The organism is Dysosmobacter sp. Phy (assembly GCF_054476235.1).
The window spans coordinates 2,112,811-2,137,634 of sequence record NZ_CM136997.1 but is presented as its reverse complement, the minus strand read 5'-3'; the positions used below and the strand labels follow the sequence as shown (position 1 = coordinate 2,137,634).

Below are 24,824 nucleotides of genomic sequence, written 5' to 3'. Positions count from 1 at the left end.
TCTCATGGAATTAAAAAACTACCAGAAAAAGGCCATCAAGGACTTGAACCGCTATTTGCAGCTTTTGAACGAGACCCGGAACTATGCCGCCGCATTCCGGCTCTTCTGGCAGGAGCAGAGCGCCCCGGCCCTGGGACACTATCAGGACATCATGCCCGGCGTGCCCAACCTGTGCTTCAAGGTGCCCACCGGCGGCGGAAAGACCTTCCTGGCCTGTAACGCGGTCAAGCCGATCTTTGACACCCTTCCCTTTACCAAGGCCAAGGTGGTGGTGTGGCTGGTGCCGTCCGACGCCATCCTCTCTCAGACGGTGAAGGCGCTGAAAGACCCGGCTCACCCATACCGGCAGAAGCTCAATGCGGATTACGGGAGCAGCGTGGTGGTCTACACCAAACAGGAACTGCTGAACGGGCAGAACTTCAACCCCACCGCCGTGACAGAGCAGTTGTCCGTGATGGTCCTTTCCTACGACTCCTTCCGGGGCCGGGGCAAGGAGGCGCTGAAAGCCTATCAGCAGAACAGCGCCCTGGAGCCCTTCTCCAAGGCCCTGGGTAAGCCGGAAGCGCCCATTGAAAAGGCGGACGAGACCGCGCTGTTCCAGGTCATCAACCAGCTCTCCCCCCTGGTCATCGTGGACGAGAGTCACCATGCCCGGTCGGAGCTGAGCCTGGAGATGCTGAAAAACTTCAACCCCTGCTTTGTACTGGATCTCACCGCCACGCCCAAGGAGGAGAGCAATATCATCTCCTATGTGGACGCGGTTCAGTTGAAGAAAGAAAACATGGTGAAGCTGCCGGTGATCGTTTACAACCGGGACAGCCAGAGCGAGGTGCTAGCCGACGCCATCGACCTGCGAAACCGGCTGGAAGAACTGGCCGAGTCCAGGCCGGAGCAGGCCCGGCAGTACATCCGCCCCATTGCTCTGTTCCAGGCCCAGCCCAGGGGCAAGGAGGAGAGCACCACCTTTGAGAGGCTGCGGGACAAACTGGTGGAGATCGGCATCCCCGTCGAGCAGATCGCCATTCGCACCGCCGACGTCAACGAGCTGAAAAACCAGGACCTGCTCTCCCGTGACTGCCCTATCCGTTACATTATCACGGTCAACGCGCTGAAAGAGGGCTGGGATTGCCCCTTTGCCTATATCCTGGCCTCTCTTGCCAATAAGACCAGCCGGGTGGACGTGGAGCAGATCTTGGGCCGCATTCTCCGCCTCCCCCACACCGCACAGCACAGCCAACGTGCGCTCAATCTGTCCTATGTTCTGACTTCTTCCAACGATTTTGACAAGACGGTGGATCAAATCGTCAAGGGCCTAAACAGCGCAGGTTTCAGCGACAAGGATTACCGCGTCTCCGCCCCGCTTCCGCCCAAAGAGCCGGAGCCCGAGCCGGAACAGCTGACGATCCCCCAGCCTGTCCCGGAGGTCCCTGCCGATACCGAGGAATTTCTGGATTTCGACGCTCAGACGGTCAGCCGGGAACTGGAACGCCGACAGGCAGAGGGGGCCTCCCCCGTACTGCCGCGAAGCGACGCCATGCTGGAACAGGCGGAGCAGGCCGGGCAGGAGTACGCCGCTGCAGTGGAACAGTCCGACCAAGACCCCTATATGCAGAATCTGCCGTGGGAGGTGCGCGATCAAGTGACGACATTCCAAGTGAAACCGGAATTTCAGCAGGACATCGAGACCTTGGAGATCCCCCAGTTCTTCCAGGTCGTTCCGCCCTCCTTGTTTAGCGATGGGGTGTATGAACTTCTGGAAAAGGAGCAGTTGGCCGACGAGTTTACCCTGAAAGGGAAGGCCTATGACATCGACTTTACCGCCGCCGACGATGAGATCGCGGAGATCGATGTACGGGAAAAGGAGGGCGGTCTGCCCAAAGCGTTCAAGATGGACGATACCGCACAGCGGTATTTCAAAGAACATTTCCGCTCCCTGCCCCCTGAGAGCCGCATCCGCCAGTGCAAGGATGTGATGTTCCACCAGCTCAACAAGTTGAACATGGTGGACTCCGTCGAGCTGAGAAATTATATTGAGCGCATTGTGGACGACATGGACAAGGATCAGTTGGCGGGCATGGAAAAGGCCCCTCTGGGGTACGCTGCGAAGATCAAGGACAAGATCGACTTCCTATTGACCCAGCACTACAAGGACACCTTTAAACGCTGGCTGGAGACTGAGCGGATCGTCTGTAAGCCATCTTATAAACTCCCCTTGAACATCCATCCCACGACCCACACAAACGTCTACGGCGGCTCTCTGTACCAGGCGGAAGAAGGCAACATGAATAAGCTGGAATCGGCATTGGTCCGGGAGTTTACCGCCTTGCCCAATATCAAGTGGTGGCATCGAAATATTTCCAGGCAGGGATTTTGCATCAACGGCTTCATCAATCACTACCCGGACTTCATTGTGATGACCCAGAGTGGGCGGATCATCCTGGTGGAGCCCAAAGGAGAGCAACTGAAAAACGACAACAGCCGGGAGAAAATCGAGTTGGGGGACGCATGGCGGCACGCCGCCGGAAATCAGTACCGCTACTATATGGTTTTTCAGGACGGGGACAACCTCTTGCCCGGCGCGGTGAGTGTGAGCCAGTTTGTGGATACCGTAAAAGCCTTATGAGGAGGAATTACTGTTGGGAGACATCAAAGTCTATTTTTCAGACTACTTTGATATTGATGAAGATGTCATCGAAAGCTATGGGGCGGTAAATATTTCGCTGATCAATGATCTGCCATTGTTTATTGATCCTTTTCTTCTTTTTAACAGTACAGATTCAGAATATCAGAAAATTCATCATGAGATGATTGACTATCTTTTGTTCCTTCAAAGACAATCCGAAAAGCATCCAAAACTACCTTCAGGAATGAGAAAAGCTTGGTATTCATTTTCAGAAATAAAACAAACATGGTTAGGATTTAGTCTTTCAGGAAACGCGGGGCGGGGGATGGGCAGTGATTTTGCGGTAGGGCTTCATGCTGGTTTAAATTCTATATTCAAAGATTTTGGCAGTCAAACAGTCACAAAAGGACGCCACATGGAGAAGTTATGCCTAATTAGTTCACGAGTAGGCAGAGATAAAATCAGCGATTTCACGGCCAATTTTGCAAAGAAATATTTGCTGGAATATACACAATCTTTTGCAAAGCAGTATTTATCCGCCGACCAATGCCAGGAGTTTTCAGTTGCCAAAGCCTATTTCAACTGGGATACAAAAACATGGGCATCGCAAAAATACTATCTACCTTCTTTTAATGGCGATTATGTTTTACTAACGCCAAAAGCAATGCTAACCAGGGACGATACTTTTATTAATCGCAACGACATGATTCACAATTTACAACAAATTGCCCCATCAATCCCTGATGACGCGTTAAGGTTTGAACTTGAAACTTATTTCCGAGATGTCTTATCAAAAAAGAAAAAGGAAATGAGCAGAACCGAGAAGGATTCTGCTGCAACACGCCTTATTAAAGAGCATCCAGAGCTGATCGATTATTACATTCGATATAAAGAAGATAACGAAGCGCAGGCCACTTCTATTAGCAGGGAAAAAGTTCGTGAAGTAGAACTGCTTTTTAACACTCAAATTTCTCAGTTAATAAGCCTGTTGAATGCGAAAACAGAGTTTTATGACATTATTCCAGACGCACATGATGAAGCAAAGAAAAGAGTCATATTTCTTAAAAAAGTTATCGAAGATCAAGACGGGTACAGGCTATTTTACTCCAACGGTCAACCAATAAAACGAGAGGCCGATTTACAAGTTATTTATAGATTGGTTTGGTATGGCAGTCCTCTCGATGTTAACAGAGAGGTAAATAACGGTAGAGGCCCCGTAGATTATAAGATTTCGTATGGGAGCAAAAATTCAACTTTAGTAGAATTTAAGTTAGCATCTAATTCAAAGTTGAAGCAAAATTTGGCTAAACAAGTGGACATATACAAGGCAGCCTCAAGTACAGAGCGTGCAATAAAGGTGATTCTTTTCTTTTCAGAAGCAGAGGAAAAGAAAATCTTTGAAATCCTAAATGAGTTAAAATTAGCCGGTAATGATGATATTGTTTTGATTGATGCGAGGAATGATAATAAGACGTCAGCATCTAATGTCAAGTTGTCACAATAATTGTTCCCCAAACACCTTTTCACAAACCAGAGGCGAGCACCAGAAAAACGCTGATAATGCCGCACTGTATCAGGCTTTATCGGCATTTATGAGAAATCGTGAAGATTGCAAGCACCACATGTGAGTTTCACATATGGCATAAGGAAGCCCCAGATCTGACCGGCAGTACCGGCCCGACCTGGGGCTTTTGTCAGGGCTCCATGTGGTTGATTTTGGTGTAAGTGTGGTGTAAATCAGGAGGGCACAGACTTGAAAAGTGCTGAAATCACAGGGGGTCCCGGTTTTCCGTCCTAATCCTGCCGTGGCAGACAAACAGGATCCTTGTCATCTCTTCAAGTTCCTTTCCCAATCACTTCCGCCGTCAAACTGCGGCGGTCCATACCGGAACAGCAGCCGTTCTCTCACAGGCACCTGGAAATGGCGATCGCCAATCCCGCGGGATTCTCCCACGCCATGGAATGGCCCGCGGACGGCACGGTCTCAACGCGGATACCATGCCTCCGCAGCTCCTCATAATCCGCATCCGGCAGAGACCGCTCTCCGAAAATAAATCCCTTTTGCACCGGCAGTTCATACAGTGCCGTCCATCACGGCGGGTCTCCGCCGCGGAGCGCGCATCTGGGCAGCCGGTGCACCGCGCAGGGAGCGCAACGGAACAGTGCGGCAGCCCACATGGTATTTCCGTACGCCTTGCTTTCCGCGATCAGCGCATCCATTCCGCCCCCGGCAAATTCCTCCTCGGGCAGCTGTGCGATCTGATAGCTGCCGCTGCCCGCCCGGCTGGGATCCAGATTGGCCTCGCTGAGGACCAGAGTGCGCATACGGTCCCGCAGAGCTTCGCCAATTCGATCGCTACCGGGCCGCCCAGACTGTGTCCGAACAGGACAACGTCCCGCACGCCCAGACCATCAACAAATTCTTTCAGATACGCCGCATGAGCAGGCATGCTGTAATCAAACTCTGGGGGGCTGCCGCTGTACCCCGCCCCCAGCAGATCCACCAGGATCCGCCGGTGCTTTGCAAGCACAGCCTGTGCCGCGACCTCCGGATAGTCAAACGATCCCGCGCAGCCCAGACCATGAATGAGGTCTCCTCCCCAGGAAGGTCAACATAGCGCAGGCAGCAGCCGAACCCAGGAACCCGGCAAGCTGGTATTCTCTCATCGCTTTTTCATTCAGGCAGCCGGAGTCCGTTCGATCCGGGACCAGTCAAAACGTCTGCCGGTGCTGCTCCATGATCTTGGCAAACAGCGCGCCGTTGGTGGGCGGCGTATAGGTCACTGCATTGGCGCCGGCCCGGATGGTGCGCAGGATGCTCTCCTCCGTGGGGCCGCCGGTGGCGATGATGGGCACCTCGGGAAAATCCCGGCGGATCTCCGCCACGATCTCCGGGGTGGCCGCGGCGCCGGAGACGTTCAGGATGTCCGCTCCGGCCTCCAAACGGCTGCGGATGTCGGTGTGGGCGGAGACCACCGTCACTACCACCGGCAGGTCCACCTCGCCCTTGATCTCCCGGATCACCTCGTTGGAGGTGGGGGCATTGAGGACCACCCCATAGGCGCCCTGGTGCTCCGCCTGGACCGCCAGCCGTACAGACCGCGTTCCTGTTGTGATGCCGCCGCCTACGCCCACGAACACCGGCACGTCCGACACACTGATGATGGCCTGGGCAATGACCGGCTGGGGCGTGAAGGGGTAGACGGCGATGATGGCGTCGGCGTTGATATTCTTGATAATGGCCACGTCGGTGGAAAAGGCCAGGGACTTGATCCGCCGCCCAAAGATCCGAATGCCGCTGCACTCACTGATACATGGCGGCAGCGTCAATGAGTGGCTGCGGAGCGTCCCGGTATAGGAGGGAACCTGTTTTGCCATAAGATCTCCTTTCTTCCCGCTGGGCCTGTCTGCATTTCCGGTCCCATCATACCACATTCGACTTCGGTGCTCAAGATTTTCCCTTGTTTTTCCCGCCGGGGCCGGTATACTGAAAGAAACGCAAGCCGCTTCCCAGCGGCAGGATGGAGGTATTTTTATGAGACGGTTCGATATCATCGTTGGCGATATCACCCGCTCCGACGCGGAGGCCATCGTCAACGCGGCCAACACCACGCTGCTGGGCGGTTCCGGGGTGGATGGCGCCATCCATGCCGCCGCAGGTCCCGAGCTGCTGGCAGAATGCCGGACCCTGGGCGGCTGCGAGACGGGCCAGGCCAAGCTGACGAAGGGCTACCGCCTCCCCGCTAAATACGTCCTCCACACCCCCGGCCCCATCTGGCGGGGCGGGGAGCGCGGCGAGGCAGCGGCGCTGGCCTCCTGCTACCGCGCCTGCCTGACCCTGGCCCGGGACCACGGGATTGAGACGGTGGACTTTCCCTCCATCTCCACCGGCGTCTACGGTTACCCCATGGCCCAGGCAGCCACCGTGGCATTGCGGGCCATCATGGACTTTCTGTCGGAAAACGACCTGCCCCGACAGGTACGCATGGTCTGCCACACTCCCCAGGCAGCAGAGGTTTACCGGCAGACCTGGAACCTCTGGTACGCAGAAGAAAAGGACGGCCGGCTGTAACTCTCTCCTCAAAAAATGCCGCCCCGACGGAGTGGCATTTTTTGTCATTCTTGTTTCTTTTGTTATTTTTCAGCCTTATTTTGTATCCGTTTTGTCCTGATTTCCTCTGTCCCTTTCGGTATGATAAAGTCGAAATCTGACGAAAGCGGGTCTGCGACCATGAAACAACTCCTCTCTCTTTTCCTCGTTCTATCCCTGACCGCCTGTGCCGCAGGCCCTCACGCATCCACCAAACAGACGGTCCTGGCAGCCGAAGAATCCTATACCGCACCTGCTCAGAAGGCGGAGCACGATCCGGACGCAAGACCCCCGCTGGAACCGACGCTCCCTTCCCCGAAGCCCGCTTCTCCGGAGGCCTCCCCTCCGGACGCCTCCTCCCCGGAGCCTCCCACTCTGGCAGAAACAGAGGAAGCCCTTCCCTCCCAGCGGGTGGTGGACCCCAGCCGTCCCATGGTGGCCCTGACCTTTGACGACGGTCCCCACGCCGAGTACACGGACCAAATTCTGGACATTCTGGAAGAACATCAGACCGTGGCCACCTTTTTTGAAGTGGCTGTAAATCTGCATAGGGATCCGGACGCCGTCCGGCGGGCGGTGGACATGGGCTGTGAGATCGGCAGCCACTCCTATCGCCATGCAGACCTGGGCAAAATGAGCCAAGAGGCCATTCAGGCAGATCTGGCGGCAGCGGACGAGCTGTTTACCCAGGTGCTGGGCCAGGCCCCCACGCTGCTGCGTCCACCCTACGGGTCTATCAATCAGGCGCTGAAAACCAGCTCCGGGCGGGCTCTGGTCACCTGGTCCATCGATACCGAGGACTGGCTGAACCGGAACACGGAAAAGATCGTATCCTCCGTACAGAACTTCGGAAATTTGGACGGACAGGTGATTCTGCTCCACAGCATCTACGATACCACCGTGGAGGCCACCCGGATTCTGGTGCCCTGGCTGCTGGAGCAGGGATATCAGCTGGTGACGGTCAGCGAATTGCTGACGCTCCGCTTCCGACAGGAGGTCCAAACCAATCACCTCTACGGATACAGTCTCTTCCGCTGGCAGGTACCGCCGCTGGCGGAGACTCCCGTCACTCCGGAGGCCCCGGAGGTCCTGTCGGCGGAGCCGGTCTCCAAGGCGCCCATAAAGGTAAAGCTGGTTCTGCGGGAAACGGTCCCCGGCGAATCCGTCAGAACGGAATTGCTGGGAAAAGATCTGCTCAGCCTGCAGGCCAGACGTCTTTGAGCGTACATCAGAAAAAGGGCCCGGACAGCTGCTTGGCTGCCCGGGCCCTTTTTATTGTCACCGAAGGAAGATCCGCCTGCCGCCGCCGTGGGGCAGCACGGTGCCGATCCGCTGGGCGCTGGGGACGCACGCTTTCAACTCCTGATAGAGGGCGTCGGCGTCCGCCGGGTCCACGGCCATCAGCAACCCGCCGGCGGTCTGGGGGTCGTACAGCAGGTCCTGCTGCCACAGCTCCGTCTCCCCCGGGTCCACCTCCGGCTCCGCGAAGGTCCGGTTGCGGTACATACCGGCAGGGAGAATGCCCATCTGGGCCAGGGACGCCGCCTCTGGGATCAGGTCGATGTCCGCCACACGGAGCTCCAGGTCCACGTCGCTGCCCTGGGCCATCTCGCAGGCGTGGCCCAGGAGGCCAAAGCCGGTCACATCGGTACAGGCGTGGACACGGTACTTCACCATGGCGTCCCGGGCGGACTTGTTGAGGGTGGTCATGAGCCGGTAGGCCAGGACCTCCCCTTCGGGAGAGAGCATCTCCGCCTTCTGGGCGGTGGAGAGCACGCCGATGCCCAGAGGCTTGGTGAACAGCAGCACGTCCCCGGGCTTTGCCCCGGAGTTGGTCAGCACCCGGTCCGGGTGGACGAAGCCGGTAACCGCCAGGCCGTACTTGGGCTCGTCGTCCAGGATACTGTGACCGCCGGTGATGAGGGCCCCGGCCTCATAGACCTTGTCGTAGCCGCCCCGGAGCATTTGGTGGACGGCGTCTTTGGGCATGGACTCCGGCACTGCCATGATGTTCAAGCACAGCTTGGGCTCGCCGCCCATGGCGTACACGTCGCTGAGGGCGTTGGTGGCGGCGATCTGTCCGAAGAGATAAGGGTCGTCGGCGATGGGCGGGAAGAAGTCCACCGTCTGGACCAGGGCCAGATCGTCGCTGACCTTGTAGACGCTGGCGTCGTCGCTCTTGTCAAAGCCCACCAGCAGATTGGGGTCCTGGTGGACCCGGATGCCCTCCAGCAGCTGGGACAGCACCCCCGCTCCCACCTTGGCGCCGCACCCGGCACACTTGGCCAGTTTCGTCAGCTTCACTTCGTTCTCAGCCATCATCGTTCTCCTTTCCAAAGGCGCAGATACGCCGTCTCGATCTCTTCCTCACAGACCGGCCACTCCGGCCGGTGATGGTACAGGCCGCGCCACAGCAGTCCGGTCAAATTCCGGCGGGCATACGCGTCCATGGCACCGTATCCCCGCTCCCGGACCAGCCGCTCCGTGACGGCCTCCAACACCAGAAAACGGCGGTTCTGCTCCTCTGCGTCCTCCGTCCAGCAGTCCAGGCCATAGAGAGACCGGAGGATCTCCGGCTGGGGTGCGATCACGGTGACGGTGCTGCTGTCCTCGGAGTAGATCTCCAAAAACGCCAAAGGATGCTGGGGCAGCAGGTGTTCCCGCAGGCAGCGGCTGCGGCCGTCCGTATCCCAAAAGTCCGGCATGGGATGGGAGAGGATCTCCTCCCGGGGATACCGGACCGGAATGGCGGAGAAGATTCCCCACACGAACTGCATGTCCCGGGCCTCGATGTCCCGGAGCAAATCCTCGTTGGGGATGAGCGCCGTCTCCTGCTGCCACTTCTCACAGCCCGGCCATCCCGAAGCCTGGTAGCACTCCAGCCCCGTGATGAGCCACCGGCAGTCCCAGGCAGAGGCGCCCAGCAGACGGAGGATCTCCCGAAGATAGCCGCCCCGTTCGATCAGAATGCCGGCCATGCTCTCACCGTACCTCTTTCAGCGCTCCGGTCAGAGCCAAAACCGCCTCCAGCACGCCGCCGCCCACCGCCAGGGCCTTGTCGCTGGCGCAGTAGCAGTGTTTGATCTCACACCGGGGGTCGATGTCCCCGGCCTTCATGCCCTTGTGGACCGGCGTGCCGTCAGCCAGGATGCCCCGCAGCACCCCGTCCAGGGTGCAGATCATGGGGACGCCCTCCACCGTGGCGGCCACGTCCCCCATCTTCACCTGGGCGCCGATGTCCAGCAGCTGACGGAACACACCGTCCGCCGGGGCGCGCAGCACCCGCTCTCCGGCGAAACCGCCGATGAGACCGGGGATGCCGGTATTGGGAATGGCGCTCCCCTCATGGATCACCCGGCCCAGGTAGTGGCCCCGCATGGTCTCCACCACCGCGTGGCAGTCCTCCCCGGCAGTGAACCCGGGGCCCACACCGATGACCACCGGCGCGTCGGTAATCTTGGTGCCTAAGTTTTTCTTGGCCAGGATAGCGTCCACCACCGCGTCCGGCTTCAGCACCGGGATGCAGGCCCCCGCCGGGTCCGCCAGGACCGGGATGACGCCCATCTCCAGCAGCGCCAGGGCCTCCTCCGGCCCCTCCGCCCGGCGGGCCGTCACATCCTCCACCGTGGTCTCCCCGTGGACGATGGCCTGGGAAAAGCACACCGTCCGCCGGATGGCGGTGGGGGCGGGGATGTCGGTCATCACCACCCGGATATGGGCCCGCCACAGCCGCAGGGCCACGCCGGTGGCCAGATCTCCGGCGCCCCGAATCACTGTCAGCATGGAAAATACTCCCCTCTCTGTAAGCTGCCCGCCAGGACCGGGCAGTCCAGCAGCGCCGCCAGGGCCTTGGCGTCCGCCAGGTCCCACAGCGTCTCCACTTGGTTGACATAAACTCTCGTGTGCAGGGCCTCCGCCCGCAGCACCGCCGCCTCGGTCTCCGGCGTGGCCTCCGCCGTCTCCGCCGCGCCCGCCAGGGCGGCATACCGCTCCGGCCGGTGGGCGGCGTCGGCGATGGGCTGGCCGAATCCGGAGGCACCCACCACGCAGATGGTCTGGTTCGCCTCCGCCGGGATCACCGGCTCGTGGGGCGCGTGGGCCTTCAGGGGCCGGCGGGCGGCGCCGTCGGCCTCCACCAGCACATAGCCGAACCGCGCCGCCAGTTCCGCCATGGGTGTCTCCGGCGCGGTCAGCTTTTCCGTTCCGGGGACCGGGGTCCCGGCGCACAGCAGCCGGTGTTCCCGGCGCAGGGCCTCCAGCTCCTCCCCCGTCCGGGCGCAGGGCAGACCGGGAAAGGGCAGGATCTTGGTGGTGGTGCACAGCAGCACCTGCTTTCCGCCCGCCGCCAGCTCCTCCCCCAGGGTCCGCAGCAGCGTGGTCTTGCCCCCGCCGCCGATGACGGCGGTGACGCCGGGCCGGATGCCCAGCAGCTTTGCCAAAGCCATGGCAGCGCCTCCCCGTTCTTTTTTTCATAGAATAACACCCCCGCCCCGCCCCGTCAAGGCGAGGGGCCTTTTTCCGGGGGTGCAACCGGCGGTTGCTAAATTTTCAAGGCCCCTTGGTGGACTTCCGCCCTCACATTCTCTATACTGAGGGGGAACAAAAGGAGGATCAACCATGAGCCTTGGAACCAACATCAGCCGCCTGCGGGCGGAAAAGCACCTGTCCCAGGGGGACCTGGCGGAGCTGCTGGACGTGTCCCGCCAGTCCGTCAGCAAGTGGGAGACGGACGGCAGCGTCCCGGACCTGGACAAGCTCGTCAAGCTGAGCCGGGTCTTTGACGTGACCCTGGACGAGCTGGTGACCGGGGAGGCACCGGCGGCAGCCCAACCGGCTGCGGCTCCGCAGTCCTTTCACGGCTACTCCGGCGGGAAAATCGCCGGCACCATCCTGCTGTGCATGGCCTTTTTGGCTGTGCTGGTCGGCACCGTGGCAGGCGGGCGCCTGACAGGGCTGTTTGTGTGTATTCCCTTTTCCATCTGTGGCGTCATCTGCTTTCTGGCGCAGAAACACCCCGGTCTCTGGTGTGCCTGGGCCGTGTATCTGACATTGGAGCTGGATATCCGCTGGGCAACAGGCATCTCCTGGCAGCTGACCCTGCGCACGTTCTCTCTTCAAAACTACACCTGTCTCCTCATCGCCTGGGTCCAGCTGATCGCGATGCTGGTGATGTTCACGGTGACCCTCCACTCTTTCCGCCATACCCGTTTCCCGCTCAATCGCCGCAATTTCCTTCTTCTGGGCGGCGGCTGGGCGGTGCTGGCCGGGCTGTATGCCCTGAAAATCTGGGGGTACTGGCAGATGATGCAGATCCCCAACCTCAACCACGGACTGGGGCAGCGCCTTCTGCTGCGGTGTATCGACCTGACGTTCCTGGTTGGTTTCGCCGCGCTGCTGACCGCGACCGTCTGCGCCCTCCGCTCCTGGCGGCGTCGCCGCAAGGGAACATTCTGAACGCCCCTTTTCCTTGACCTGCCGGGCCGGACCTCCTATAATGGGATCAATGGCCGCCGGCTCCGGCGGCTTCCCGGCGGAGCGGACCGCCGTTCACAGTACAAAGGAGGAATCCCCATGTTCAAAGCGGCGGTGTTGACCGTCAGCGACCGCAGTTCCCAGGGCCAGCGGCCGGACACGGCGGGCCCGCTGGTGGCGGAGCTTTTGCAGGCGGCCGGGTACGACGTGACCCGAACGCTGATCGTGCCCGACGAGGGTCCCCGGATCGAGGCCATTTTGCGCCAGTGGAGCGACGAGGGGGTAGCGGACCTGATCCTCACCACCGGCGGCACCGGATTCTCTCCCCGGGACGTGACACCGGAGGCCACCATCGCCGTGTGCCAGCGCCTCACGCCGGGTATCCCCGAGGCCATGCGCTATGCCTCTTTGCAGGTGACGCCCCGGGCCATGCTGTCCCGCGCGGCGGCGGGCATCCGTGGAAAGACCCTGATCGTCAATCTCCCCGGCTCTCCCAAGGCGGCCAGAGAGAACCTGGAGGCAGTGCTGCCCGCCCTGGCCCACGGGCTGGAGATGCTGACCGGCGGCCCGGCCGACTGCGCCTCCCTGCCAGGGTGATTTCAAAAAGACAGCGCCCCGGACGGCATCTGCCATCCGGGGCGCTGCTGATTCTTCAAAGAGCAGCCATCCCATTTTTCTCCCTGGCCGTCCGGACCAGGTCTGCCAGAGTGAAACGGTCCACATATTCGTTGACCACGGCATACAGTCCCGCCCAGAAGTCCCTGGCGGCGCAGATGTTGCACCGGCCGCAGACGTTGTCCGCCTTCTCTTCCAGACAGGCCACCGGCGTCAGTTCCCCCTCCGTCAGCCGCAGGATGCTGCCCACGGTGTACTCCACCGGGTCCCGGGTCAGGCGGTAGCCGCCCTGAGCGCCCCGTCCGCTGCGGAGGAATCCGGCCTTCCCAAGAAGGCCCGCAATCTGCTCCAGATACTTGACCGACAGCTCCTGCCGGGCCGCCACGTCTTTCAAGGAGACATACCCCGCTCCTCCGTGCAGCGCCACATCGGTCATCAGCCGCAGGGCGTACCGCCCCCGTGTGGAAATGCGCATATGGATCCCTCCTTTTCTCTATTTTGCCATGGAAGATCCTGGATTACAAGGTTTTTTTCCAAATACACAGGTATTTTTCCCTCACGCCGCCGGAAAGCAGCTGGTACGAATTGACATCCCCCCGGCTTTTTCGTAAAATGGAGAAAACTCAGCGGCCTTCGCCGCCGGCAATTCTTGAGCAGGAGGAGCAACACGAATGGATTACGCGAAAGAATCTCTGCGTCTGCACTATGAATGGAAGGGCAAACTGGAAATGGTGCCTCGGGCGGAGGTCAACTCCAAGGACGCCCTGTCCCTGGCCTACACCCCCGGCGTGGCCCAGCCCTGTCTGGAAATCCAAAAAGATGTCACCAAAAGCTATGAGCTCACCCGCCGATGGAACACCGTGGCCGTGGTCACCGACGGCTCCGCCGTGCTGGGGCTGGGCGACATCGGGCCCGAAGCCGGTATGCCCGTCATGGAGGGCAAGTGCGTGCTGTTCAAGGCCTTCGGCGGCGTGGACGCCATCCCCCTGTGCGTCCGCAGCCACGACGTGGACGACATTGTCAACACCGTGGCGCTGCTGGCCGGCTCCTTCGGCGGCGTGAACCTGGAGGACATCTCCGCCCCCCGGTGCTTTGAGATCGAGCGCAAGCTGAAAGAGCGCTGCGACATCCCCATCTTCCATGACGACCAGCACGGCACCGCCGTCATCACCCTGGCGGGCCTGACCAACGCCCTGAAGGTGGTGAACAAGAAGCTGGAGGAGGTCCGCATCGTTATCAACGGCGCCGGTGCTGCCGCCGTCTCCATCACCAAGCTGCTGCTCTCCGCCGGGGCCCGGGACGTGACGCTGTGCGACCGCAGGGGCGCCATCTACGCCGGACGGGAGGGCCTCAACTGGATCAAGGAGGAGATGGCCCAGGTCACCAATCCCGCCGGCCGCACCGGCTCCCTGGCGGAGGTGCTGCGGGGCGCGGACGTGTTCATCGGCGTCTCCGCTCCCGGCGTCGTGACCCGGGAGATGGTGCAGACCATGAACCGGGGTGCCGTCATCTTCGCCTGCGCCAACCCCACGCCGGAGATCTTCCCCGATGAGGCCAAGGCCGGCGGTGCCGCGGTGGTAGCCACCGGCCGCAGCGACTTCCCCAACCAGATCAACAACGTCCTGGCCTTCCCGGGCATCTTCCGGGGCGCTCTGGACGCCCGGGCCAGCGACATCAACGACGAGATGAAGATCGCCGCCGCCCACGCCCTGGCAGACCTGATCGGACCGGACAAGCTCTCGGCCGACTATATCATCCCCGCCGCCTTCGATCCCCGGGTCAAGACCGCCGTGGCCGCCGCTGTCAAGCAGGCTGCGCACAGCTCCGGCGTGGCCCGGATCTGAGCCGTTTTCCCTTGCAAAGCAGCCGGGGCTTGTGGTAGAATAGATAAACTCAAATCCAGCCGAAAGGAAGTCGCCGTCGTGAAGATCCAAGAATCCGCTGAAAACTATCTGGAGACCATCCTGATCCTGCGGGAACGCAACGGCTATGTCCGCTCCATCGACATCGCGGCGGAGCTGGAGTTCTCCAAGCCCAGCGTCAGCGTGGCCATGAAAAACCTGCGGGAAAACGGCTGCATCGAGGTAGACGAGCTGGGACACATCACCCTCACCGCCGCCGGAGAGGAGATCGCCCAGCGGATCTACGAGCGGCACACCTTCCTCTCCACCTGGCTGACGGCCCTGGGCGTGGATCCCAAGGTGGCGGCGGAGGACGCCTGCCGCATCGAGCACGTCATCAGCGCCGAGAGCTTTGCCGCCATTCGGGACCACGTAGACCGGATGCAGAGCCGCTGAACGGTCAACTGCCGCGCCGCGGGAGCGTTGCTCCCGCGGCGCTTTTCCGCCCAAATTCCCCGTTGAGGCCCCGGGGCTTTTCTGCTATAATCGGCAGAGAAAAAAGAGCGCCCGCCGGGAGGCGGAGCAGAGGGAGGATCCCCATGAAAAAGAAATTGCTGATCGGCTGCGGCGCGCTGGTGCTGGCCTGTCTGCTGGCCGCCGTGCTGTACATCCAGACCCGGCCGGAGACGGCGGAGGGCGCCAAAACCATCGACGTGGTGGTGGTCCACGGGGACGGCACTGAGGCCGCCTTCCAGTATCAAACCGACGCGGAGTACCTGGGGGAAGTGCTGGTGGAAAATGAGCTGGCAGAGGGCACGGAGAGCGCCTACGGCCTGTTCATCACCACCGTGGACGGCGAGACGGCGGACGACAGCCTACAGCAGTGGTGGTGCATCACCCGCTCCGGGGAGATGCTCTCCACCGGCGCGGACCAAACCCCCATCGCCGACGGGGAGCAGTACGAGCTGACCCTGACGGAAGGGTACTGAGTGGGCGGCCCGAACGCCCGGCGGCTGGCCCTGCTGGGGATCCTGACGGCGGTGCTGCTGGGGAGCCAGGTGGCCCTGGCGGCCCTGCCCAATGTGGAGCTGGTCAGCCTGCTGGTGATCCTGTACGCGCTGCTGCTGGGGCGGCAGGTGTTTTGGATCCTCTATGCCTTCGTGCTGCTGGAGGGATGCCTGTACGGCTTCGGCCTCTGGTGGGTCAGCTATCTCTATGTGTGGGCCGCTCTGGCGGGCGCCGTCCTGCTTCTGCGGCGGACGGAGGCCCCCGCCCTGTTCTGGGCGATCGTCTCCGGCTTCTTCGGGCTCTCCTTCGGCGCCCTGTGCGCCCTGCCGTACCTGGCTGCTGGCGGCGCCGCGGCGGCGGTGAGCTACTGGCTGGCAGGCCTGGGGTTCGATCTGATCCACTGCGGTGGGAACTTTGTTCTGTGCCTGCTGCTCTTCCGCCCCCTGTACCGGCTGCTGGACCGGCTGCTGCGGCGGTACGGCGCCCAATAGACGCAAAACACCGGACATGCCAGGCATGTCCGGTGTTGTTTTTGGTGGTACCAAAGGCAACCCCCGGCTAAGCCGGGGGTAAAAAATAGCTTAAAGCGAGGAGAAAAGTAGAAAAAGAAAAAACTCCCTGATAAGGTAGAAGTGGTTTGCCGACCACACAACTACGATAACAGGGAGGTCTTCATCGTGAAAGACAAAGACATAAGTAGTTTAGAGCATACGAGTTGGAGATGTCAATATCACATCGTATTTGCACCAAAATATCGGAGGATGGAGATATATGGACAAATAAAACAGGATATAGGAGTGATATTGAGGAAACTGTGCCAGCAGAAGGGGGTAGAAATAATAGAAGCCAGAGCGTGTCCGGATCATATCCATATGCTGATAAGTATCCCACCCAAGTACAGCGTGTCACAGATTATGGGGTATTTAAAGGGGAAGAGCAGTCTGATGATATTTGACCGACATGCGAATCTAAAATATAAGTATGGGAATCGGCACTTTTGGGCGAGAGGATATTATGTGGATACAGTGGGACGGAATAAAAAGCAGATAGCAGAGTATATCCGAAATCAACTGGCATCGGATCAAATAGCAGACCAGATAGGGCTGAAAGAGTTTGTTGACCCGTTTACGGGTCGCGAGAACAAGAAGGCATAAGAGGAACCCCTTAAGGGGTAGCCCGAGAAAGAAATGCAGTCGGCAAACCTTTCGGGGCCCCTTAAGGGGCTTCGTCCGTATCTGGCCCTTATAGGGCCTACTCAAGCCTCCGGCTCAGCCGGAGGTTTTGACTTTCTCAAAGCCCTGGACCGCAGGGCTTTTCTTTTTTGCACTGCCGGCTGGGCTGAGGCACGGGGGCTGGGAGCGCCCAGCGGTATTCACGCGCCATCGGAAAGAACAGCCGCCAGGGCTGCTTTGATGCGGCTGATGTCAATGGGTTTTGCGATGTGGCCGTTCATGCCGGCCGCCCGTGCGGCAGCGATGTCATCCTCGAAGGCGTTGGCGGTCATGGCCAGGATGGGAATGGAGCCGGCGTCGGGACGGTCCAGCTGACGGATCTCCCGGGCGGCGCCATAGCCGTCCAGCTGGGGCATCTGGATGTCCATGAGGATGGCGTCAAAGGTGCCGGGAGGATTCTTGGAAAAAAGCTCCACAGCCTCTCGCCCGTTTTCGGCGGCGGTGACGACGGCACCCTCCAGACCCAGCAGCTCCAGGGCGATTTCGCGGTTCAAAAGGTTGTCCTCCGCCAGTAAGAGACGGACGCCTTTCAGAGTGAAGGCGGTTGGGATGGGAGCTTTTTCAAAGGCTGACTCCGCCTCCGGCAGACCGCAGGGAATGGTGACCACGAAGCGGGAGCCCTTGCCCTGCGTGCTCTCTACATCGATTTTTCCGCCCATCATCTGGACGATGTTCAGCGTGATGGCCATGCCCAGGCCCACGCCGCTGGTCTGACCGGTCATGGAGGTATCCTCCCGCTCGAAGGGGAGAAACAGCTTGTCCAGGAACTCCGGTGCCATACCGATTCCGTTGTCGGTCACGGTGAAGCGGCAGAAGCACTGATCCGGCCGGCTGCCGGGCAGCTGCTCGGCCAGCAGGGAAATAGCGCCGCCGGCCGGGGTATACTTCACGGCGTTGGACAGGAGGTTGTTGAGGATCTGATCCAGCCGGCTTCCATCGGTGAGGACCAGCCGGTGAGGAAGGTCCAGGGGTTCCAGCGTGAAGGACTGCCGCTGGGCCCTGGCCTGGAGCTGAAACAGCGAGGCGGTCTCCTCCAGCTGACGGGCCAGATCTACCGGGGCGATCCGCAGCTCCATTTTGCCCTGCTCGATTTTGGCGGTGTCCAGCACCTCGTTGATCAGGTGCAGCAGCTGGCGGGAGGCGGCGGAGACCTTATCCAGGCATTCTGCGGCCTTTTCAGGCTGGTCCAGGCTGCGGCGGGCCAAATCCGCAAAGCCGATAACAGCATTCATCGGGGTGCGCATATCGTGGCTCATGCGGGAGAGAAAGTCGCTCTTGGCTTGATTGGCCCTGCGGGCACTGTCCAGAGATTCCAGCAGCATTTGGCTTTTTGCCAGTTCCTGAGTCTTGCTGTCATGGATCAGCCGGAAGGCCAGAATGACTTGCTCCCGGTGTTCATCGCCCGGGACGGCAAAGGCCTCGGCGCTGACCCAGCGGGGCCCCCCGGGAAAACAGGACTCGTATTCCAGGTACCGCCGGTCCAGATCGCCGTCATGGGGATGCAGCTGGGTCGGAGAGAATTGCTCCAGGAACGGGGGCCAGTCGGAGTTGCGGTACATATGCGACTCCACCTGCTGCAGGAATTGCTCATAGGTGCGGATATCCTGCCCCGGTGTAATGCCGGGGATGGAAAACTTGGTGATCTCACAGGTATTGAGGGCTGGATTTACCAGGGCGATACAGAAATAGGTCCGTCCCAGGGCTTCAAAGCAGCTGAGCGTCAGCCGCCCGCGGCGTTCGGCCCGATAGCTCCGCATAAAGAGATACAGAATTACCAGCAGGAAAGCCAGCTCCAAAATCAGCTGAGAGTAGAAAATGTTGGTGGCGTCCTCGGTAATGATGGAGCGGGGAATGGTGATGATGCATGTCCAGCCGTCCTGGCCGACGATGTAATAGACCTGATAGCTGTCCTGTATGCCATCCCAGCGAATTGCACCCCGAGTCCCATCAAAGCGGGACATCAGATCGGCATAGTCCTGATTGTCAAACGCATCCATTTCGCAGCGGATGTGCACCTGACCGATCTGCTGGTGAAGCAGTACGTTTCCGGCCTGGTCCACCACCGTGGCGGTGCCGGGAAAAACATCGCTGCCCTCCTGCCACTCCACCTCGACATCGCCCACCCGAATGTCCAGGGCCAGCACACTTTCCCCGTCAGAGAGCAATTTCGATAGGCTTACCATGCGGGTGCCGGTCCGGGCATCCAGATATACCATGGAGCGGGCGCTGGCACCGCCGGCGGCCTTGGCTTGCAGATACCAGGGGCGCTCAAAGATGTTATACTGCGCTCCGGGACGCCAGCCGCTGCTGTATACGCCTTCTCCGCGGATCACACCGTAGAGGCCGCTTTCATCGTATTGCATCGTCTCATCATACTGCTGGGAAAAGGAGGTGATCCAGGTTTGGATCTCTTCCGCCTGCGCACCCTGGTCCAGCATGGCGTCCACCATGTAGGCCGCGTCCTCCAGAATCTGCTGGTATTGGCCCATGAAGGCGTTTACCTGCAGGTTCAGGTAATCGGAGGTCATCGCCCCCAATTCGTCGGCAGAGCGGTAGGCGCTTCGGCCGGAGGCATATACGCCCGCAAAACCGAACGCGCTCATCAAAAGAAACAGCACCAGGTTTTGCAGCAGGAATCGCCGGCTGGATTTCGAAAATCCCCGCATTGCCTGCCTCCTTTCTCCGTCTGTCAGTACGAACGGCTTGATCTTTTCCTCATTATACCCGGTTCCCGGGGCGGTTGGCAAGAAAAACAGCCTGGCTGTGCAGCTTCGGCCCGGACGGGATACCCGACGTCCATGAAGGCGTCACATCAAACGGGGGGCGAAGCCCGGAGAAAGATGGACAGGATTTGCCTCCGGAAAAGACGATTTCCGCTTTTGAGGCGACCGTATTTTGAAAAAAAGCTGGTTGCTCTTGATTTATCCCTGCCAGCAGCAGTAAAATAGTTCCAATTATGAATCAACGGAGCAAATACGGGAAAAGAGGCTGATCGACCATGCGTATTTCCGAGATCTTACAGCGGGACGCCCTGTCCCTGTCTTTTGAGGTGTTCCCCCCCAAGACCACCAGCGCCTTTGCAGGCGTCAAGGCCGCCACGGAGGCCATCGCCGCCCTGGGGCCCGCCTTCGTCAGCGTCACCTACGGCGCCGGCGGCGGCACCAGCAAATACACCCTGGAGATCGCCCGGAACATCCGGGAGCGCTACGGCGTGTCCACCATCGCCCATCTGACCTGCGTCTCCTCCACCCGGGAGCTGGTGCGCCAGCGGATCGCGGACATGAAGGCGGCGGGTATTGAGAACGTCATGGCCCTGCGAGGCGACCTGACGCCGGAGCTCAGCCAGGGGGACCGCAGCGGCTGGGCCTACCACCACGCCGTGGAGCTGGTGCGGGAGCTGAAAGAGAGCGGCGCGGACTTCTGCATCGGCGGCGCCTGCTATCCGGAGGTCCATCCGGAGAGCGCCAACCAGAAGGAGGACATCCTCCACCTGAAGGAGAAGGTGGACGCCGGGTGCGAGTTCCTCACCACCCAGATGTTCTTCGACAACAACCTGTTCTTCAATTTCCTCTATAAGATCCGGGAGGCGGGGATCACCGTGCCGGTGCTGCCGGGCATCATGCCCATCACCAAGGCCACCCAGGTGGAGCGGGCCATCCAGCTGTCCGGGTCCTTCATGCCCCAGCGGTTCAAGAGCCTGGTGGACAAGTTCGGCGACAACCCCGACGCCATGAAGCAGGCGGGCATCGCCTACGCCACGGACCAGATCATCGATCTGTACGCCAACGGCATCAAGACCGTCCACGTCTACACCATGAACACCCCCGACGTGGCCGCCAAGATCCTGGACAACCTCTCCCACATCCTGGGCTGAGGCCATGGTGCAGGTCAGGACGTTTTCCCTCCCTCCGGCGGACCGGGGGGAGGTCCTGCGCTACGCCGGGTGCCGCCGCCCCGGCCAGGCGGAGCGGCAGCTGCTGGACGGCTGCCTGGAGGAACTGGGGGACCGGCTCACGGGCCGGGTCTGCTGGGAGACCTTCCCGGTTTTCGCGGCGGAGGGCGGCCTGGACCTGGGCTTTGCCGTGACGGGCTCACGGGGCCTGGGGCGGCGGCTGTGCGGGTGCCGGAGGTGCGTGCTCTTCGCCGCCACCGTGGGGCTGGAGATGGACCGGCTCATCGCCCGGTACGGCGGAACCTCCCCGGCCAGGAGCCTCTTCTTCCAAGCCATCGGCGCCGAGCGGATCGAGGCGCTGTGCGACGCCTTCTGCATCTGGATGGCGGAGGAGCTGGGGCGGGAGGGCCGGGGCGTCACGGAGCGGTTCAGCCCCGGCTACGGGGACCTGCCCCTGGCCCTGCAGACGGATATCTTCCGGGCGCTGGACTGCCCCCGGAAAATCGGGCTGACCCTGAACGGGAGCCTTCTGATGAGCCCCTCCAAGTCCGTCACCGCCCTCTTCGGCGTCACGGACGGGCCGGGGCGGACCGGCGCCGGGGCGGGCTGCGCCGCCTGCGAAAAGCAAGACTGTGCATACAGGAAGTGAGAAAGACGCCATGGGCATTTTGGAACTGTTGAAGCGGGGGATCGTGTATCTGGACGGCGGCATGGGCACGCTGCTCCAGGACCGGGGCCTACGGCCGGGAGAGAGCCCGGAGACGTGGAACCTGACCCACCCGGAGGAGGTCGCTGCCATCCACCGGGCCTATTTTGACGCCGGCAGCCACGTGGTCTGCGCCAACACCTTCGGCGCCAATCCCCTGCGTTTTGAAAAGGACCGGCTGGAGCAGATTGTGGCGGCGGCGATGGACAATGTCCGCGCCGCCCGGGACAGCTCCATCGGAACGCAGGAGAAGTTCGCGGCATTGGACATCGGCCCCTCCGGGCGGCTGCTGAAGCCCTACGGTGACCTGGACTTCGAGGACGCGGTGGCGGCCTTCGCCGAGACCGTGCGCCTGGGCGTGAAATACGGCGCGGACCTCATTTTGATCGAGACCATGAACGACAGCTACGAGACCAAGGCGGCACTGCTGGCCGCCAAGGAGAACAGTGATCTGCCGGTGTTCGTCTCCAACGCCTACGGAGAGGACGGCAAGCTCATGACCGGCGCCACCCCGGCGGCCATGACGGCCATGCTGGAGGGCATGGGGGCCGACGCCATCGGCGTCAACTGCTCCCTGGGCCCCAGGGCCCTGGCCCCGGTGGTGCGGGAGTACCTGCGCCGGGCCTCCGTGCCGGTGCTGCTGAAATCCAACGCGGGACTGCCCCGGGAGGAGAACGGCTGGGCGGTCTACGACGTGCCGCCGGAGGAGTTCGCCGCGGAGACGGCGGCCCTGATGCGGGAGGGCGTGCGCCTGGCCGGCGGCTGCTGCGGCACCACCCCGGCGTATATTGAGACGCTGGTGCGGCGGACGAAAGACCTGGTGCCGCCGCCGGTGGAGCCCAAGCACCTGACCTGCGTGTCCTCCTACACCCACGCCGTGGACTTCGGAGACGACCCGGTGCTGATCGGCGAGCGGATCAACCCCACCGGTAAGAAGCGGTTCAAGGAGGCCCTGCGCGCCGGCGACATGGACTACATCCTCACCGAGGGTATCCGACAGCAGGACAAGGGCGTCCAGGTGCTGGACGTGAACGTGGGTCTGCCGGAGATCGACGAGCCCGCGGTGCTGGAGGAGACGGTGTGCCGTCTCCAGGCGGTGGTGGACCTGCCGCTCCAGATCGACACCTCCGACCCCATCGCCATGGAGCGCGCCCTGCGCCGCTATAACGGCAAGGCCATGCTGAACTCCGTCAACGGCAAGGAGGAGAGCATGGCGGCGGTATTTCCCCTGGCCAGGAAGTACGGCGGCGTGGTGGTGGCCCTGACCCTGGACGAGAGCGGCATCCCGGAAACGGCGGAGGACCGATTGACCATCGCGGAGCGGATCCTCGCCCGGGCGGCGGAGTACGGCATCGGCCGGGAGGACATCGTCTTCGACCCCCTGGCCATGGCGGTCAGCGCCGCGCCGGACGCCGCGAAGGTGACTCTGGAGTCTCTGGGCCTGATCCGGGACTATCTGGGCTGCCGGACCTCCCTGGGTGTATCCAACGTGTCCTTCGGCCTGCCGGGCCGGGAGGGCGTCAACGCCGCCTTTTTCGCCCTGGCGCTGGGCCGGGGCTTGTCGGCGGCCATCATGAACCCTTTCTCCGCCGCCATGCTGCGGACCTACCACGCCAGCCGGGCCCTGCTGGGCCTGGACGAGAACTGCGCCGGCTATATCGGCTTTGCCGCGCAGGACGTGCCGGAGGCTCCCGCGGCCGCCCCGGCTGCCGCCGCCGCGCCCCGGCAGCCGGACGAGTTCCGCTCCGCCCTCCAGCTGGCGGTGGTGAAGGGCCTGAAGGACCAGGCGGCGGCCGCCACCCGGTCCCTGCTGGAGACCGTGGAGCCCCTGGAGATCGTCCGGCAGGAGATCATCCCGGCCCTGGACATCGTAGGCAAGGGCTTTGAGGACAAGACCATTTACCTTCCCCAGCTGCTCATGAGCGCCGAGGCTGCCAAGGGCGCCTTCGAGGAGATCAAGACCGCCCTGTCCGCCCGGAAGGGGGAGACGGCGGCCAAGTGTCCCTTCGTCATCGCCACGGTCCGGGGGGACATCCACGACATCGGCAAGAACATCGTCAAACTCCTGCTGGAAAACTATGGCTTCGCCGTCACGGATCTGGGCCGGGACGTGCCGCCGGAGACGGTGGTGGAGGCGGTGCAGCGGCTCCACGCGCCCCTGGCGGGTCTCAGCGCCCTGATGACCACCACGGTGCCCGCCATGGAGGAGACCATCCGGCTGCTGCGCCGGGATGCCCCCTGGTGCAAGGTGGTGGTGGGCGGCGCCGTGCTGACCCAGGAGTACGCCGACCGCATCGGCGCCGACAAGTACGCCAAGGACTCCATGGAGACGGTCCGCTACGCCGAGGAGATCGCCGCGTCCCTGGAAGAGGCGTAAGCATAGTCAAAACCTCCGGCTGAGCCGGAGGCTTGAGTAGGCCCTATAAGGGCCAGATACGGACGAAGCCCCTTAAGGGGCCCCGAAAGGTTTGCCGACTGCATTTCTTTCTCGGGCTACCCCTTAAGGGGTTCCTCTTATGCCTTCTTGTTCTCGCGACCCGTAAACGGGTCAACAAACTCTTTCAGCCCTATCTGGTCTGCTATTTGATCCGATGCCAGTTGATTTCGGATATACTCTGCTATCTGCTTTTTATTCCGTCCCACTGTATCCACATAATATCCTCTCGCCCAAAAGTGCCGATTCCCATACTTATATTTTAGATTCGCATGTCGGTCAAATATCATCAGACTGCTCTTCCCCTTTAAATACCCCATAATCTGTGACACGCTGTACTTGGGTGGGATACTTATCAGCATATGGATATGATCCGGACACGCTCTGGCTTCTATTATTTCTACCCCCTTCTGCTGGCACAGTTTCCTCAATATCACTCCTATATCCTGTTTTATTTGTCCATATATCTCCATCCTCCGATATTTTGGTGCAAATACGATGTGATATTGACATCTCCAACTCGTATGCTCTAAACTACTTATGTCTTTGTCTTTCACGATGAAGACCTCCCTGTTATCGTAGTTGTGTGGTCGGCAAACCACTTCTACCTTATCAGGGAGTTTTTTCTTTTTCTACTTTTCTCCTCGCTTTAAGCTATTTTTTACCCCCGGCTTAGCCGGGGGTTGCCTTTGGTACCATCAATGTGAGGTCCGCTTTTCGGCAAAGGAGCTCGAAAAGCGGACCTCTTCATATGGAATATCGCAACACTATAGATGCTGCGGCTTCCGGGTCTACCTCCGAAACCAAATCGAAGCCCAGCGCAGGCGGGTTCAATTTGGAAAAGGAGCCGCGAACAATACGGTGTCCTCAGCAACATGGTGGAGCGTCCTGACCCAAATAAGAACTATATC

The 24,824-nt window shown here is 60.8% G+C and carries 23 protein-coding genes; 14 read left to right on the top strand and 9 right to left on the bottom strand.

Annotated elements, in window-relative coordinates; translation table 11 throughout:
* The first annotated feature begins 4 nt into the window (after window positions 1–4).
* Both ACVDHE_RS10480 and ACVDHE_RS10475 read left to right on the top strand, forming a co-directional pair.
* Window positions 5–2,623 (top strand): DEAD/DEAH box helicase, encoded by a 2,619-nt coding sequence (locus ACVDHE_RS10480; RefSeq protein WP_458884532.1) that lies wholly within the window; start codon window positions 5–7, stop codon window positions 2,621–2,623.
* Window positions 2,624–2,636: 13 nt separating this feature from the next.
* Window positions 2,637–4,127 (top strand): hypothetical protein, encoded by a 1,491-nt coding sequence (locus tag ACVDHE_RS10475; protein WP_458884531.1) that lies wholly within the window; start codon window positions 2,637–2,639, stop codon window positions 4,125–4,127.
* A 703-nt stretch (window positions 4,128–4,830) separates the two neighbouring features.
* Here ACVDHE_RS10475 and ACVDHE_RS10470 read toward each other — a convergent pair.
* Window positions 4,831–5,154, bottom strand: coding sequence for an alpha/beta fold hydrolase (locus ACVDHE_RS10470; protein WP_458884530.1), 324 nt, complete (start codon window positions 5,152–5,154; stop codon window positions 4,831–4,833).
* Window positions 5,155–5,335: 181 nt separating this feature from the next.
* Entirely contained in the window at window positions 5,336–6,001 is a 666-nt protein-coding gene (locus ACVDHE_RS10465; RefSeq protein ID WP_213038057.1) for a beta/alpha barrel domain-containing protein, read from the bottom strand.
* A 157-nt stretch (window positions 6,002–6,158) separates the two neighbouring features.
* Here ACVDHE_RS10465 and ACVDHE_RS10460 point away from each other — a divergent pair, with 157 nt between their 5' ends.
* Window positions 6,159–6,695, top strand: coding sequence for an O-acetyl-ADP-ribose deacetylase (locus ACVDHE_RS10460; protein ID WP_418724763.1), 537 nt, complete (start codon window positions 6,159–6,161; stop codon window positions 6,693–6,695).
* Window positions 6,696–6,815: 120 nt separating this feature from the next.
* The gene (locus tag ACVDHE_RS10455; protein ID WP_458884529.1) at window positions 6,816–7,934 is read left to right on the top strand and encodes a polysaccharide deacetylase family protein; all 1,119 of its coding nucleotides are present in this window, start codon (window positions 6,816–6,818) and stop codon (window positions 7,932–7,934) included.
* Between the two features lie 57 nt (window positions 7,935–7,991).
* Here the strand turns inward: ACVDHE_RS10455 and selD are convergent, their stop codons facing one another.
* From selD to yqeC, 4 genes are read right to left on the bottom strand one after another with little or no spacing between them, the layout of a single operon-like run.
* A complete protein-coding gene (selD, locus tag ACVDHE_RS10450; protein ID WP_213038054.1) occupies window positions 7,992–9,032 on the bottom strand; it encodes a selenide, water dikinase SelD in 1,041 nt (346 codons plus the stop codon).
* A complete protein-coding gene (locus ACVDHE_RS10445; protein WP_458884528.1) occupies window positions 9,032–9,691 on the bottom strand; it encodes a hypothetical protein in 660 nt (219 codons plus the stop codon). Before ACVDHE_RS10445 ends, selD begins: the two co-directional genes overlap by 1 nt.
* A 4-nt stretch (window positions 9,692–9,695) precedes the next feature.
* Window positions 9,696–10,496: a selenium-dependent molybdenum cofactor biosynthesis protein YqeB gene (yqeB, locus tag ACVDHE_RS10440; protein WP_458884527.1), complete on the bottom strand. Its 801-nt coding sequence runs from the start codon at window positions 10,494–10,496 to the stop codon at window positions 9,696–9,698.
* Entirely contained in the window at window positions 10,490–11,158 is a 669-nt protein-coding gene (yqeC, locus tag ACVDHE_RS10435) for a selenium cofactor biosynthesis protein YqeC (RefSeq protein WP_458884526.1), read from the bottom strand. Before yqeC ends, yqeB begins: the two co-directional genes overlap by 7 nt.
* 172 nt (window positions 11,159–11,330) lie before the next feature.
* Between yqeC and ACVDHE_RS10430 the strand changes: the two genes are divergently transcribed.
* Together ACVDHE_RS10430 and ACVDHE_RS10425 are read left to right on the top strand one after the other, a co-directional pair.
* Window positions 11,331–12,167 carry a helix-turn-helix domain-containing protein gene (locus tag ACVDHE_RS10430; RefSeq protein WP_325225380.1) on the top strand — a complete coding sequence of 279 codons (837 nt, stop codon included), beginning with the start codon at window positions 11,331–11,333 and terminating at the stop codon, window positions 12,165–12,167.
* A gap of 117 nt (window positions 12,168–12,284) precedes the next feature.
* Window positions 12,285–12,782, top strand: coding sequence for a MogA/MoaB family molybdenum cofactor biosynthesis protein (locus ACVDHE_RS10425; protein ID WP_325225382.1), 498 nt, complete (start codon window positions 12,285–12,287; stop codon window positions 12,780–12,782).
* 55 nt (window positions 12,783–12,837) lie between these two features.
* Here ACVDHE_RS10425 and ACVDHE_RS10420 read toward each other — a convergent pair whose 3' ends face one another.
* Window positions 12,838–13,275, bottom strand: coding sequence for an RrF2 family transcriptional regulator (locus ACVDHE_RS10420; RefSeq protein ID WP_418724769.1), 438 nt, complete (start codon window positions 13,273–13,275; stop codon window positions 12,838–12,840).
* Between the two features lie 196 nt (window positions 13,276–13,471).
* Between ACVDHE_RS10420 and ACVDHE_RS10415 the strand changes: the two genes are divergently transcribed.
* The 5 genes from ACVDHE_RS10415 to tnpA (ACVDHE_RS10395) all read left to right on the top strand — a co-directional run bounded on the left by ACVDHE_RS10415 (window position 13,472) and on the right by tnpA (ACVDHE_RS10395) (window position 16,803).
* Window positions 13,472–14,644, top strand: a complete 1,173-nt coding sequence (locus ACVDHE_RS10415) for an NAD(P)-dependent malic enzyme (RefSeq protein ID WP_213038047.1) — start codon at window positions 13,472–13,474, stop codon at window positions 14,642–14,644.
* A gap of 78 nt (window positions 14,645–14,722) precedes the next feature.
* Window positions 14,723–15,097, top strand: coding sequence for a metal-dependent transcriptional regulator (locus ACVDHE_RS10410; protein WP_213038046.1), 375 nt, complete (start codon window positions 14,723–14,725; stop codon window positions 15,095–15,097).
* 143 nt (window positions 15,098–15,240) lie between these two features.
* Window positions 15,241–15,630, top strand: coding sequence for a DUF4430 domain-containing protein (locus ACVDHE_RS10405; RefSeq protein WP_458884525.1), 390 nt, complete (start codon window positions 15,241–15,243; stop codon window positions 15,628–15,630).
* Complete coding sequence (locus ACVDHE_RS10400; RefSeq protein ID WP_458884524.1) at window positions 15,631–16,140, top strand: hypothetical protein; 510 nt, start codon at window positions 15,631–15,633, stop codon at window positions 16,138–16,140.
* A 183-nt stretch (window positions 16,141–16,323) separates the two neighbouring features.
* On the top strand, window positions 16,324–16,803 hold the full coding sequence (gene tnpA, locus ACVDHE_RS10395; protein WP_087270007.1) for an IS200/IS605 family transposase: 480 nt from the start codon (window positions 16,324–16,326) through the stop codon (window positions 16,801–16,803).
* A 218-nt stretch (window positions 16,804–17,021) separates the two neighbouring features.
* On the opposite strand, the gene ACVDHE_RS10390 is transcribed toward tnpA (ACVDHE_RS10395), so the two are convergent.
* Window positions 17,022–19,547, bottom strand: a complete 2,526-nt coding sequence (locus ACVDHE_RS10390; RefSeq protein WP_458884523.1) for a hybrid sensor histidine kinase/response regulator — start codon at window positions 19,545–19,547, stop codon at window positions 17,022–17,024.
* Window positions 19,548–19,879: 332 nt separating this feature from the next.
* On the opposite strand from ACVDHE_RS10390, the gene metF reads away from it, so the two are divergent.
* From metF to ACVDHE_RS10375, 3 genes are read left to right on the top strand one after another with little or no spacing between them, the layout of a single operon-like run.
* Window positions 19,880–20,755, top strand: coding sequence for a methylenetetrahydrofolate reductase [NAD(P)H] (gene metF, locus ACVDHE_RS10385; protein ID WP_325225407.1), 876 nt, complete (start codon window positions 19,880–19,882; stop codon window positions 20,753–20,755).
* A gap of 4 nt (window positions 20,756–20,759) precedes the next feature.
* Window positions 20,760–21,422 carry a Vitamin B12 dependent methionine synthase activation subunit gene (locus ACVDHE_RS10380; RefSeq protein WP_458884522.1) on the top strand — a complete coding sequence of 221 codons (663 nt, stop codon included), beginning with the start codon at window positions 20,760–20,762 and terminating at the stop codon, window positions 21,420–21,422.
* 10 nt (window positions 21,423–21,432) lie between these two features.
* Entirely contained in the window at window positions 21,433–23,856 is a 2,424-nt protein-coding gene (locus ACVDHE_RS10375; protein ID WP_458884521.1) for a homocysteine S-methyltransferase family protein, read from the top strand.
* A gap of 137 nt (window positions 23,857–23,993) precedes the next feature.
* Here the strand turns inward: ACVDHE_RS10375 and tnpA (ACVDHE_RS10370) are convergent, their stop codons facing one another.
* Complete coding sequence (gene tnpA, locus ACVDHE_RS10370; RefSeq protein ID WP_087270007.1) at window positions 23,994–24,473, bottom strand: IS200/IS605 family transposase; 480 nt, start codon at window positions 24,471–24,473, stop codon at window positions 23,994–23,996.
* Window positions 24,474–24,824: the final 351 nt, after the last annotated feature.